Below are 12200 nucleotides of genomic sequence, written 5' to 3'. Positions count from 1 at the left end.
GCGCGACCACCCGCACGCCCGTCGTAACCTGGCAATCATGAAACAGTGCACGCACGCCGACGGGCTGCCGCACCCGGAGCCGAGGCCGCTGGGCGCCACCTGTCCGGAATGTCTGGCCGAAGGCACGGATCCGGTGCAGCTGCGGCTGTGTCTCACCTGCGGTCACGTCGGCTGCTGCGACTCCTCGCCGAGGCAGCACGCGACGGCGCACCACAAGGAGACCGGCCACCCCGTGATGCGGACCTTCGAGCCGGGAGAGACCTGGCGATGGTGCTTCGTCGACCACGTGCTCGTGTAACCCGGCACGACCGCACCCGGGGACGGTTCGACCGTCCGGAGCCTGGGTACGTCAACCCGGCGCGCGCTCTCCCGATTTGGGCCCGCCGAACCCCTAGCCACTGTGCGTGTTCAGGTGTTTACTATGAGTGACAGCAAGGGGCCGGGGTCTCGGGGACAGGAAAGTTCGCCGCGCGATAACGTCACCGCTGAACCACGTGTCGCGTTACCCCGAGGGGCGACCCTCGACCCTGTAACGCTTGTACCACCTTGGAGGTGAGGGTGTCCCAGATCGCAGGCGAGCCCGCGACCCAGGACTTCGTGGAAGTCCGGCTGCCGGCCGCGGGTGCCTACCTGTCGGTGCTGCGTACGGCGACGGCCGGCCTCGCAGCCCGCTTGGACTTCACCCTCGACGAGATCGAGGACCTGCGCATCGCAGTCGACGAGGCCTGCGCGATCCTGCTGCAGCAGGCCGTGCCCGGCTCGGTGCTCAGTTGCGTCTTCCGCCTCGTCGACGACTCGCTCGAAGTCACTGTCTCGGCGCCGACCACGGACGGTCACGCCCCCTCGCGGGACACCTTCGCCTGGACCGTCCTGTCCGCTCTCGCGGGCAAGGTCTCCTCCGCCGTGGACGAGGACAAAACCGTTTCGATCAGCCTCTACAAACAGCGCGGCGCGGGACCCGGGCCGACGTGAGGGACGGGGACGGGCCGGTGCGGGACGAAGAACGCGGCACACGGGAGCTGTCGGCCGACGCCGCACGTGCTGAGAACGGGGCCCCACACATGGCGGACGGCATCGACGGCATCCCCGAGCAGGCCCGCCCACACCCGGAGGACGACGCCCCCGCGGGGGCCGGGAGCGGGGGCGGTGCCGTGCCGGGTGCGCCCGCGGGCGGGCGGCCCGGGGGCACGCCCGCCCGGCCCGGCCGAGCGGAGGCGAGGGCTCGGGAAAGGGTTACGGGCGGGACGATGAGCGAGCACGAGCGACACTCCGAGGACCGGGCACAGGGCGCGCGCGGCACGCAGGGCACGCGGCACGACCCGCAGGACCGCAGCGGGGCGCGCGCCCTGTTCCTCGAGCTGCGCACGCTGACGAAGGACACCCCCGAGTACGCGGAACTGCGCAACCGGCTGGTCCGCATGCACCTGCCGCTCGTCGAACACCTCGCCCGCCGCTTCCGCAACCGCGGCGAGCCCCTGGACGACCTCACGCAGGTCGCCACCATCGGCCTGATCAAGTCCGTCGACCGTTTCGACCCGGACCGCGGGGTGGAGTTCTCCACGTACGCGACGCCGACGGTCGTCGGCGAGATCAAGCGGCACTTCCGGGACAAGGGCTGGGCGGTGCGCGTCCCGCGCCGGCTCCAGGAGCTGCGGCTGGCCCTGACGACGGCCACGGCGGAGCTCTCGCAGCTGCACGGCCGCTCCCCCACGGTCCACGAGCTCGCCGAGAAGCTGTCGATCTCGGAGGAGGAGGTCCTGGAGGGCCTGGAGTCCGCCAACGCGTACTCCACGCTGTCCCTGGACGTCCCGGACACCGACGACGAGTCGCCGGCGGTCGCGGACACCCTCGGGGCCGAGGACGAGGCGCTGGAGGGCGTCGAGTACCGGGAGTCGCTCAAGCCCCTGCTGGAGGACCTGCCGCCGCGGGAGAAGCGGATCCTGCTGCTGCGCTTCTTCGGCAACATGACCCAGTCGCAGATCGCCCAGGAGGTCGGGATCTCCCAGATGCACGTGTCGCGGCTGCTGGCGCGCACGCTCGCGCAGCTGCGGGAGAAGCTGCTGGTCGAGGAGTAGCCGCCGACGCCGGTCGCGTCCGCGTACCGCCGGGCGGCCGCTACCGCCCGGCTACTTCTCGGCGCGGCCGGGCCCCCGGATGCCGAGGGCCCGGGTGGTCGTCGGGTTCAGGAGCAGGACCAGCGCCGCGACGGACACGACGGCCAGCACGATCCCCGCCGGGATGGCCACGCTGTCGGCCTGGAGCAGGTTGTAGGCCACCGGCAGCGCCATGATCTGCGTGATGACCGCGGGCCCACGGCTCCAGCCGCGCCGGCCGAGCAGCCCGCGGGCGGCGAGCAGCGGCAGCAGCGCGAGGACGACGAGGGTGACCCCGCCGGTGACGGCCGAGGTGCGGTCGTCGGGGTGACCCGTGAGCCCCTCCACGAGCATCCAGACGCCGCCGGCGACGAGCGCCAGCCCCTCCAGCGCGGCGAGCGCGGCCGCGGCGGTCAGCCGGCCGGGACGAGGGCCCGTCTCTTCGGCGGCTTCGGGGGTGGGGTTCTGCTCACTGCTCACCCCAGAAGGGTAGCCCGCGGGACGCCGGTGGCCGCGGGCCGGTACCGCGCCGGTCCCCCGCCCGATCCCACCTCGGCCTGGGCCGGGGTACCGCCCAGTAGGTACCCTGCACACCATGCGTGCACTTCTCGTGGTCAATCCGGCGGCAACCACCACGAGCGCGCGCACGCGCGACGTGCTGATCCACGCGCTCGCGAGCGAGATGAAGCTGGAGGCGGTCACCACCGAGTACCGGGGTCACGCGCGCGACCTCGGCCGGCAGGCCGCGCTGAGCGACGAGATAGAGCTCGTGGTGGCCCTCGGCGGCGACGGCACGGTGAACGAGGTCGTCAACGGCCTGCTGCACGCGGGCCCCGCCCCGGAGCACCTGCCCGGTCTCGCGGTCGTCCCCGGCGGGTCCACCAACGTCTTCGCCCGCGCCCTCGGCCTGCCCAACCACGCGGTGGAGGCCACCGGCGCCCTGCTGGACGCGCTTCGCGAGGGCAGGGAGCGGACCGTCGGACTGGGCCTGGCCTCCGGCACGCCGGGCTCGGAGGACGAGTCCGTGCCGGCCCGCTGGTTCACCTTCAACGCCGGGCTGGGCTTCGACGCCGGTGTGGTCGGACGGGTCGAGCAGCACCGCGAGCAGGGCAAGAAGTCCACCCACGCCCTCTACGTCCGCCAGGTGGTGCGCCAGCTCATCGGGGAGCCGCACCGCCGCAGCGGCACCATCACGCTGGAGCGCGCCGGCGAGGACCCGGTCACCGATCTGGTGCTGTCCATAGTCTCGAACACCTGCCCGTGGACGTTCCTCGGCAACCGCCCGATCTACGCGTCGCCCGAGGCGTCGTTCGACACCGGCCTGGACGTGTTCGGACTCAGCCGGCTGTCGACGGCCGCCGTCGCCCGGTATGGCACCCAGTTGCTCACTTCGTCCCCCGAGCGCGGCCCCCGCGGCAGGCACGCGGTCTCCCTGCACGACCTGAGTGACTTCACCTTGCATTCGAAGGTGCCCCTGCCCCTCCAGATGGACGGTGACCACCTGGGGCTGCGGACGAGCGTGACGTTCACAGGCGTACGCCGTGCACTGCGTGTGATTGTGTGAGCAGAACCGGCAAAAGTCCTTTCACTCGAACGTTTAGACCAGGGTCCACCCCATAGAAGTACGGCTGTGACCTAGTCGACACCGAAGAATCAAAAAAAACTTTCCGGAAGGGGTTGTATCCACCGCCGAGGTTTGCGAGTCTCTTCTTGGCGATCGGGACGGCCCGCAACATCGGCCTCCACAGATCACCGGAACCCCTCTTCAAACCCAAGGACCACACCGGGAACCCGGCGGTAGGCCCTTCCCTTGTTGAGGGATTCGTGAAAGCGTTCACATTCACAAGCACCCTGCACAGTCATACCAAGGAGAGGTAGCAGCCATGGACTGGCGTCACCGCGCCGTTTGCCGCGAGGAAGACCCCGAGCTCTTCTTCCCCATCGGCAACACCGGTCCCGCGCTGCTGCAGATCGAGGAAGCCAAGGCCGTCTGCCGTCGCTGCCCTGTCATGGAGCAGTGCCTGCAGTGGGCGCTCGAGTCCGGTCAGGACTCCGGCGTCTGGGGTGGTCTCAGCGAGGACGAGCGCCGCGCAATGAAGCGCCGTGCCGCCCGCAACCGGGCTCGTCAGGCCTCCGCCTGATCAGTCACCCCTGCTGACAGCCTGAGCTTGGCGGCGCGTACAGCGCGTACGCAACTCCCGCCCCCGAGCCGCAGCGCGCAGTACCCCGATGCTCCCCCGCATCACATGAGCACTAGCCTCGGACCTTCACCGGTCCGGGGCTTTTTGCTGTCCCCGGCCCCGCTTCCCTGCCGCCCGCGTCGCCCCGGCCGGCCCCCTGCCCTACTTCTCCGCCGGCACCGGGATGTCGAGGAGGACCCGGGTGCCGCGCCCGGGGGCCGGGACCATGTCGAAGGCACCGCCCAGCTCACCCTCGACCAGGGTGCGGACGATCTGCAGCCCGAGATTGCCGGAACGGTGCGGGTCGAAGTCCTCGGGCAGGCCGACGCCGTCGTCCTGGACGGTGACCAGCAGCCGCGCCTCCTTCGTCGTGCCCCCGCGGACCGCGGTGACCTCGACCGTGCCGGTGTCGCCCTCGCGGAAGCCGTGCTCCAGCGCGTTCTGCAGCACCTCGGTCAGCACCATCGACAGCGGGGTGGCCACCTCGGCGTCCAGGATGCCGAAGCGGCCCGTCCGCCGGCCGGTCACCTTGCCGGGCGAGATCTCGGCGACCATGGCCAGCACTCGGTCGGCGATCTCGTCGAACTCCACGCGCTCGTCCAGGTTCTGAGACAGCGTCTCATGCACGATCGCGATCGATCCGACCCGGCGTACCGCCTCCTCGAGCGCTTCGCGGCCGCGTTCGGACTCGATGCGCCGGGCCTGGAGCCGGAGCAGGGCCGCCACCGTCTGGAGGTTGTTCTTCACCCGGTGGTGGATCTCCCGGATGGTGGCGTCCTTGGTGATCAACTCTCGCTCACGGCGGCGCAGTTCCGTGACGTCCCGCAGCAGCACCAGTGAACCGATGCGCGTGCCCTTGGGCTTGAGCGGGATGGCGCGGAACTGGATCACCCCGTCGTGCGCCTCGATCTCGAACTCGCGCGGCGCCCAGCCGCTGGCCACCTTGGCGAGTGCCTCGTCCACCGGGCCGCGGGACGGGGCGAGTTCGGCCGTGGTCCGGCCCAGGTGGTGGCCGACCAGGTCGGCGGCGAGGCCCATCCGGTGGTAGGCCGACAGCGCGTTCGGGGAGGCGTATTGGACGATGCCGTCCCCGTCGACGCGGATCAGGCCGTCGCCGACGCGGGGGGAGGCGTCCATGTCGACCTGCTGGTTCTCGAACGGGAAGGCCCCGGCGGCGATCATCTGCGCGAGGTCCGAGGCGCTCTGCAGGTAGGTGAGCTCCAGCCGGCTCGGCGTGCGCACGGTGAGGAGGTTGGTGTTGCGGGCGATGACGCCGAGGACGCGGCCCTGGCGCCGTACGGGGATGGACTCGACCCGGACCGGGACCTCCTCGCGCCACTCCGGGTCGCCCTCGCGCACGATCCGGCCCTCGTCCAGGGCGATGTCCAGCATGGGCCGCCGGCCGCGCGGGACGAGGTGGCCGACCATGTCGTCCTGGTAGGAGGTCGGTCCGGTGTTGGGCCGCATCTGGGCGACGGACACGTACCGGGTGCCGTCGCGGGTGGGGACCCACAGGACCAGGTCGGCGAAGGAGAGGTCGGAGAGGAGCTGCCACTCCGAGACCAGCAGGTGGAGCCACTCGAGGTCGGAGTCGTCGAGGGCGGTGTGCTGGCGTACGAGTTCGTTCATGGAGGGCACGTGGCCGAGCGTACCTGGCGGTTCGGACAGCGATCGGAATCGGCCATGTTCCGCGGCGCCGGGGGCCCGGAGACACCCGCGGGCCGCGGCGCCTGGGAGGGACCCTCAACCCTCCCGGCACCGCAGCCCGGAGCAACATCGGCCGTGGGGTGTGCGGTCCCGGTCGGCCGAAGGATGAGGAGCCGGGGCAGTCAGGGCAGAGAGCTCCGGTTCCTCGGTCCGCCCTCCTGTGCGGGGAAGGCGGAAGTCCGATGTCCGTCCGGCGCGCGTCTCGCGGCCGGTGCGTCGGTGTCCATTGTGGACTAGACCACTAGCCGTGTCCATGCGGTGGACGGTCTTTGCAGTTGTCGTGTTCCGCGGTCGCCCGGGCGTCCGGGCGGTCGCCTGAAGCCTAACCCCGTTGGCCCACGAGCGGGGCCGGACCGCCGGACAATTTCCCGCGCGCGCGGCTGCGCACATACCCGGCCGGACGCCGTTTCGGCGCCCCCACGAGGGCACTCCTCTGTTAGATTGGTCTAAACCACATGCCCAGTTCAGGGTCCCGGTGAGTCCTTCTCTTCGAAACGGCAGGCAAGCGTGGAAGTTGTCATCGTTCCCGACGCCAAGGCGGGCGGCGAGCTCATTGCCGAGGCCATGGCGCAGCTGCTGCGGCGCAAGCCCGACGCCCTGCTCGGGGTCGCCACCGGCTCGACGCCGCTGCCCGTCTACGAGGCGCTGGCGGCCCAGGTGCGTTCGGGCTCCGTCGACACCGCGCGGGCCCGGATCGCCCAGCTCGACGAGTACGTGGGGCTGCCGGCGGAGCACCCGGAGTCGTACCGGTCGGTGCTGCGGCGCGAGGTGCTCGAACCGCTCGGGATCACCATGGACGCGTTCATGGGCCCGGACGGCACGGCCGCGGACGTGCAGGCGGCCTGCGAGGCCTACGACCGCGCGCTCGGCGAGGCGGGCGGCGTGGACCTCCAGCTGCTGGGGATCGGGACCGACGGACACATCGGGTTCAACGAGCCGTGCTCCTCGCTCGCCTCGCGCACCCGGATCAAGACGCTCACCGAGCAGACCCGCGTCGACAACGCGCGGTTCTTCGACGGCGACATCGAGCAGGTGCCGCACCACGTGATCACGCAGGGCATCGGCACCATCCTGGAGGCCCGGCACCTGGTGCTGCTGGCCACCGGCGAGGGCAAGGCCGACGCCGTCGCCGCCAGCGTGGAGGGCCCCGTCGCGGCCGTGTGCCCGGCGTCGGCGCTGCAACTGCACCCGCACGCCACGGTCGTCGTCGACGAGGCCGCCGCGGGCAAGCTGAAGCTCGCCGGCTACTTCCGGCACACCTACGCCCACAAGCCCGACTGGCAGGGCATCTGACCGGCAGGTCCGCGGACACGTCCGGCGGGTCCGTCACGACGAAGGCGCCGCGCTCCCCGACCGGGAGTGCGGCGCCTTCGTCGTGACGGACCGGCGGGCACCCGGGTCAGGCGCCCGCGACGACCTCCGCCGCGGCCAGGCCGCAGACGCGGGCCGCGCCGTGGGTGGCCACGTGCAGCGCGCCGCGGGGTTCGGCCCCGGGCACGCCCATCTCGACCACGACCGTGTCGGGGCGGGCCGCCAGCAGGGTGTCGAGGGCCGCCGCCATCCAGGGGTGGCGGTGCTCGTCGCGGACGACCGCCACGACGCGGCGCGGGCCGGCCGCCGCCAGCACCTCGTCGCCGGCGTCCGGTCCGGCGAAGCTGCCGGTCTCGGTGCCGGGGAGCAGGCGGCGGAGTTCGGCGGCGACGCCCCAGGGGGTCTCGTCGCCGACCGCGATGTTGGCGACCGGGGTGAGCGCGGCGACGTACGGCGGTTCGGTGAGGGGGGTGAAGCCCTCGGCGCCCGTGACGCGCAGGGCGCGGCGGGCCGCGCGCAGGCCCACCTCGCCGTCGGCGGGCACGGCCCGCGCGGCGTCCGCCCGGGCCGCCGTCCAGCGGGCCAGGGCGCGCACCCGCTCCGCCGCGTCGGCCAGGCGTTCCTCGGGCAGCTCGCCCGTGCGGACCGCCTCCACCAGGGCGTCGCGCAGTCGCCGTACCGTCTCCTCGTCGGCCAGGCCGCCGCCCACGCAGATCGCGTCGGCGCCGGCCGCGACGGCCAGCACGCTGCCGCGTTCGATGCCGTAGGTGCCCGCGATGGCCCGCATCTCCATGCCGTCGGTGACGATCAGGCCGTCGTAGCCCAGCTCGCCCCGGAGCAGGCCGGTGAGGATGCGGCGGGACAGCGTCGCGGGACGGTCCGGATCGAGGGCCGGGACCAGGATGTGGGCGCTCATCACGGCGCGGCTGCCGGCGGCGATGGCCGCGCGGAACGGCGCCAGGTCGCGCTCGGCCAGCACATCGGCGTCCACGTCGATGCGCGGCAGGGCGTGGTGGGAGTCGACGGCGGTGTCGCCGTGGCCCGGGAAGTGCTTGGTGCAGGCGGCCACGCCCGCGGACTGCAGTCCGGTGACGTAGGCCGCGGTGTGCCGGGCGACCAGACCGGTGTCCGCGCCGAAGGAGCGCACGCCGATGACCGGGTTGCCGGGGTTGGAGTTGACGTCGGCGGACGGGGCCCAGTTGAGGTTCACCCCGCAGGCGGCGAGGCGGCGGCCCAGTTCCGCGGCGACCTGGCGGGTGAGCACCTCGTCGTCCACCGCGCCGAGGGCGAGGTTGCCGGGGAAGGACGAGCCGGCGCGCACCTCGAGGCGGGTGACGTCGCCGCCCTCCTCGTCGATGGCGACCAGCACGTCCTCGCGCTCGGCGCGCAACTGGGCGGTGAGGGCGGCCAACTGTTCGTCCGAGGCGATGTTGCGCCCGAACAGGCCGACGGAGGCCAGCCCCTCGCCGAGGCGGCGCAGCACCCAGTCGGGGGCGGTGGTGCCGGTGAAACCGGGCTGGAGGACGGTCAGCGCGTCGCGCGTGAGCGTGTCGGTACCGCTGGCGATTGTCGTCATCGGATGGCGTTATCCCTTCACGGCGCCGTCGGTCAGGCCGCTGACCGCCTTGCGCTGCAGGAAGACGAAGAGGATCAGGATCGGGATGGCGAAGAGGGACGAGGCCGCCATGGTCGCACCCCAGTTGTCGCCGAAGACGGTCTGGAAGCTGGTCAGCCACAGCGGCAGGGTCTGGGACTCCGCCTCCTTGTTGACGACCAGGACGAGGGGGAGCTCGTTCCAGGCGGTGATGAAGCCGAACATCGAGGTGGACATCAGGCCCGGGGCCAGCAGCGGCAGGATGACCAGGCGGAACGACTGGGCGCGGGTGCAGCCGTCGACCATCGCGGACTCCTCCAGCTCCTTCGGCACGGCGGCGACGAAGCCGCGCAGCGTCAGGATGGTGAAGGGCAGGATCATCATCATGTAGAAGAGCGTGAGCGGTACGAGGCTGTTCAGCATCGACGCGTCGCGCACGATCATGTAGATGGCGATGACCATGACTTCCCAGGGCGCCATCTGGGCGAGCATGAAGCCGACGATGAAGCCGCGCCGGCCCTTGAACCGCATCCGCGCCAGGGCGAAGGCCCCGGCCAGCGCGATGATCAGCGAGAAGACGACCGCGCAGACGGTGACGACGAGCGAGTTGGTGACGTACGTCCAGAAGTGGTCGGCGTCGACCGCGGTCCTGAAGTGCTCGAGGGTGATGTCGGTCGGGAACCAGACCGGGTCCTCCGAGATGATGTCGCCGGCCGGCTTGAAGGCCGTGGCGAACATCCAGTAGACGGGGAAGACGAGGCCGATGAACAGGACGACGGCCGTGACGTTGGGCCACAGGCGGCCGAAGAGTGAGCGCTTCACAGCTCGTCCTCCTCTTGCTTGAGCACGATCCTGAGGTAGTAGGCGGTCAGGCCGAGCAGAATCAGGATGGTCAGGACCGCGATCGCGGCGCCCATGCCGTAGTGCTGGTTGCCGACGCCCTCGATGTAGGCGTAGACGGGCAGGATCTCGGTGAGACGGTCGGGGCCGCCGCCGTTGAAGGTGTAGACCTGGACGAACGCCTTGAAGATCCAGATGATCTCCAGGAAGGTCGTCGCGTAGAGGAACGGCCGCAGGAACGGCAGGGTGACCGTGGTGAAGCTGCGCCAGGCGCCGGCTCCGTCGAGGGAGGCGGCCTCGTACAGCTCGCCCGGGATGGTGGTGGTCGCCGCGTACAGGTTGATCGCGACGAACGGGACGGACATCCACACGATCAGCACGGTGACGACGAAGAAGGTCGAGAACTGGCTGCCGGTCCAGCTGAAGTCGGCCATGGAGTGCCAGCCGAGCTTGTCCAGGACCCAGTTGACGACGCCGAAGCGCTGGGCGAAGAGCCACTGGTAGACGGTGGTCGCGGCGACCACCGGCATCGCCCACGCCAGCACCAGGCCGATCAGCAGTACGAGCCGCATCACCCTGCCGAGGCGGGCGAGCAGCAGGCCGATCAGGCCGCCCAGCACCATGGTGAGGACGACGTTGACCGCCGTGAACAGGATCGAGCGGAGGGTGACCCGCCAGAAGTCCTCGCCGGTGAGGACCTCCTTGTAGTTGTCGACGCCGGTCCACTCGGTGACGTGCTGGATCAGCTGCGCCATGTTGAGGTTCTGGAAGGACAGCAGGCCGTCCTTCAGCAGCGGCCACCCGAGCAGCAGCACCGTGGCCGCGCAGGCCGGCAGCAGCAACAGGTACGGGACGAGCGCGCCGGCGCGCGACGCGGCTCTCGGTTTCGCCTGGCCGGTGTTCCCGCCGTCCGCCTTGCGGACGTCCGACGGGCCTCGGGGCGGCCGTTCGGTCTGCACGGTCATGCTCGCGGTCTCTCTTCTTCTCGACCTGTCCCACTCGAGCCGGGGCGGGGGCCCTCGTGCAGCGGCCCCCGCCCCGGCTCACCCGGTGTTACTGCTGCTGCGCCAGGCGCTTGTTGAACTCACCTTCGACCTGCTTGGCGGCCTCCGCCGGGGACTTGCCCTTCAGCACGGCCGTCAGATAGGTCTTGATCGGGTTGGGGTCGTTCTCGACCGCGGCCCACTCCGGGATCAGCGGGGTGGTGCCACCGCCCGCGGCGGCCGGCGCGGCGGCCTCGGCGGCGGCGTTGCCCTGGAGGTTGCTCTGCAGCGACTCCTTGTTCGGGATGACGCCGTTGGCCTTGGCCAGCGCACCCTCGTACTTGTCGGAGAGCGCCAGCTTCAGGAACTCCTTGGCCAGCTCCTGCTTCTTGCTGCCCGCGGCGACGGCCAGGTTGGAGCCGCCGAGGAAGACGCCCTCGGGCTTGCCGGCCGTGGCACCCGGGATGGTGAAGTAGCCGAGGTCCTTCTCGATCGCCGGGTTGGCGGTGATCGCCGTGCCGGCCTCCCAGCCCATGCCGATGAAGGCGCCGGTCTTGCCCTTGGCGAAGATCTCGCCCTGCTGCGGGGTGGCCTCGTCCTTGTCCTTGGGGGCCTTGGAGAGGGCCTGGAACTTCTTGTAGGTCTCGGTGGCCGCGGCGATCTTCGGGTCGGCCAGGTTGGAGACGTACTTGTCGCCGTCCTTCTTGACCAGCTCGGCGCCCTCACCGACGGCCAGGCCCACGAAGTGGTACCAGTTCTGGCCGGGCAGGTAGATCGGCTCGGCGTCGGTCTTCTCGCCGATCGTCTTGAGGTCGTCGTAGAACTCGTCGCGGGTCTTGGGCGTGTCCTTGATGCCCGCGTCCGCCCAGATCTTCTTGTTGTAGACGACCACGCGGTTGACCACGAACCACGGGGCGGCGTACTGCTTGCCGTCGAAGACCGCGGACTCGTTGAGGGACTCGGACCAGTCGGCGCCGAGCCCGCTCTTGAGGTCGCCCAGGTCCGCCAGGCCGCCGGTCTTGGCGTAGGCCGGGGTCTGGGTGTTGCCGATCTCGAAGACGTCGGGCGGGTTCTCCTCGGAGAGGGCGGTGGTCAGCTTCTGCTGGATACCGTTCCACTTCTGGATCTCGAACTTGACCTTGGCCTTGGTCTTCGCCTCGAACTCCTTGGCGAGGTCCGCCTGCCACTGGTCGGGCGAGGAGCCGTCCATCACCCACACGGTCAGCGTCTGGCCGGCGTAGCCGTCCGCCCCGGCCTTCTTGCCGTCGTCGCCGCCGTCGTCGCCCCCGCACGCCGCGATCGAGACCATCATGCCCGCGATACCGATCGCGGCTATCAGCTTGCGCTTCACGCCACCCTCCTCAGGGATGCCACAAAACCCCCCTGCCTCCCCGCGGTTGCTCGTCGACGCGGACCGCCCATGGGGCCGGGACCTGGACCAATGGTGTAGACCAGTAGGGGGAGCTTGGCCCAGACCAATAGGGCTGTCAAG

Annotated in this window: 12 protein-coding genes; 6 read left to right on the top strand and 6 right to left on the bottom strand. The window is 70.9% G+C overall.

Annotated elements, in window-relative coordinates; all coding sequences use genetic code 11:
• Positions 1 to 37 precede the first annotated feature (37 nt).
• From AC0VYN_RS05795 to AC0VYN_RS05785, 3 genes are all read left to right on the top strand, one after another.
• Positions 38 to 298 carry a UBP-type zinc finger domain-containing protein gene (locus AC0VYN_RS05795; protein WP_385459559.1) on the top strand — a complete coding sequence of 87 codons (261 nt, stop codon included), beginning with the start codon at positions 38 to 40 and terminating at the stop codon, positions 296 to 298.
• A gap of 260 nt (positions 299 to 558) precedes the next feature.
• Positions 559 to 972 carry an ATP-binding protein gene (locus AC0VYN_RS05790; protein ID WP_003973726.1) on the top strand — a complete coding sequence of 138 codons (414 nt, stop codon included), beginning with the start codon at positions 559 to 561 and terminating at the stop codon, positions 970 to 972.
• Positions 969 to 2075: an RNA polymerase sigma factor SigF gene (locus AC0VYN_RS05785; protein ID WP_475535050.1), complete on the top strand. Its 1107-nt coding sequence runs from the start codon at positions 969 to 971 to the stop codon at positions 2073 to 2075. The genes AC0VYN_RS05790 and AC0VYN_RS05785 overlap by 4 nt, the downstream gene beginning before the upstream one ends.
• Positions 2076 to 2126: 51 nt before the next feature.
• Here the strand turns inward: AC0VYN_RS05785 and AC0VYN_RS05780 are convergent, their stop codons facing one another.
• Positions 2127 to 2573 (bottom strand): hypothetical protein, encoded by a 447-nt coding sequence (locus AC0VYN_RS05780; RefSeq protein ID WP_475535049.1) that lies wholly within the window; start codon positions 2571 to 2573, stop codon positions 2127 to 2129.
• Between the two features lie 115 nt (positions 2574 to 2688).
• Between AC0VYN_RS05780 and AC0VYN_RS05775 the strand changes: the two genes are divergently transcribed.
• A complete protein-coding gene (locus AC0VYN_RS05775) occupies positions 2689 to 3657 on the top strand; it encodes a diacylglycerol/lipid kinase family protein (protein WP_385459563.1) in 969 nt (322 codons plus the stop codon).
• 319 nt (positions 3658 to 3976) lie between these two features.
• The gene (locus tag AC0VYN_RS05770) at positions 3977 to 4234 is read left to right on the top strand and encodes a WhiB family transcriptional regulator (protein WP_003973730.1); all 258 of its coding nucleotides are present in this window, start codon (positions 3977 to 3979) and stop codon (positions 4232 to 4234) included.
• A 201-nt stretch (positions 4235 to 4435) separates the two neighbouring features.
• Here AC0VYN_RS05770 and AC0VYN_RS05765 read toward each other — a convergent pair whose 3' ends face one another.
• On the bottom strand, positions 4436 to 5911 hold the full coding sequence (locus AC0VYN_RS05765; RefSeq protein ID WP_475535048.1) for a sensor histidine kinase: 1476 nt from the start codon (positions 5909 to 5911) through the stop codon (positions 4436 to 4438).
• Positions 5912 to 6487: 576 nt separating this feature from the next.
• On the opposite strand from AC0VYN_RS05765, the gene nagB reads away from it, so the two are divergent.
• A complete protein-coding gene (nagB, locus tag AC0VYN_RS05760; protein ID WP_475535047.1) occupies positions 6488 to 7273 on the top strand; it encodes a glucosamine-6-phosphate deaminase in 786 nt (261 codons plus the stop codon).
• A 106-nt stretch (positions 7274 to 7379) separates the two neighbouring features.
• On the opposite strand, the gene AC0VYN_RS05755 is transcribed toward nagB, so the two are convergent.
• The 4 genes from AC0VYN_RS05755 to AC0VYN_RS05740 all read right to left on the bottom strand — a co-directional run bounded on the left by AC0VYN_RS05755 (position 7380) and on the right by AC0VYN_RS05740 (position 12059).
• Positions 7380 to 8867 carry a glycoside hydrolase family 3 protein gene (locus AC0VYN_RS05755; RefSeq protein ID WP_475535046.1) on the bottom strand — a complete coding sequence of 496 codons (1488 nt, stop codon included), beginning with the start codon at positions 8865 to 8867 and terminating at the stop codon, positions 7380 to 7382.
• Between the two features lie 9 nt (positions 8868 to 8876).
• Complete coding sequence (locus tag AC0VYN_RS05750) at positions 8877 to 9707, bottom strand: carbohydrate ABC transporter permease (protein WP_451692001.1); 831 nt, start codon at positions 9705 to 9707, stop codon at positions 8877 to 8879.
• On the bottom strand, positions 9704 to 10690 hold the full coding sequence (locus tag AC0VYN_RS05745) for a carbohydrate ABC transporter permease (protein WP_475535045.1): 987 nt from the start codon (positions 10688 to 10690) through the stop codon (positions 9704 to 9706). Before AC0VYN_RS05745 ends, AC0VYN_RS05750 begins: the two co-directional genes overlap by 4 nt.
• A gap of 88 nt (positions 10691 to 10778) precedes the next feature.
• A complete protein-coding gene (locus AC0VYN_RS05740) occupies positions 10779 to 12059 on the bottom strand; it encodes an extracellular solute-binding protein (RefSeq protein WP_475535044.1) in 1281 nt (426 codons plus the stop codon).
• Between the last annotated feature and the right edge of the window lie 141 nt (positions 12060 to 12200).

Source organism: Streptomyces sp. 63XJN7_1_ISO-PGPR-S23-121 (assembly GCF_056173025.1).
The sequence above is the reverse complement of the archived record's forward strand: the minus strand, read 5'-3'. Positions and strand labels throughout refer to the sequence as shown.

Bases quoted from the DNA above. Each gene is read 5' to 3' on its own strand.
- AC0VYN_RS05745 (WP_475535045.1), bottom strand. From the start codon at position 10,690: ATGACCGTGCAGACCGAACGGCCGCCCCGAGGCCCGTCGGACGTCCGC.
- AC0VYN_RS05775 (WP_385459563.1), top strand. From the start codon at position 2,689: ATGCGTGCACTTCTCGTGGTCAATCCGGCGGCAACCACCACGAGCGCG.
- AC0VYN_RS05770 (WP_003973730.1), top strand. From the start codon at position 3,977: ATGGACTGGCGTCACCGCGCCGTTTGCCGCGAGGAAGACCCCGAGCTC.
- AC0VYN_RS05755 (WP_475535046.1), bottom strand. From the start codon at position 8,867: ATGACGACAATCGCCAGCGGTACCGACACGCTCACGCGCGACGCGCTG.
- AC0VYN_RS05795 (WP_385459559.1), top strand. From the start codon at position 38: ATGAAACAGTGCACGCACGCCGACGGGCTGCCGCACCCGGAGCCGAGG.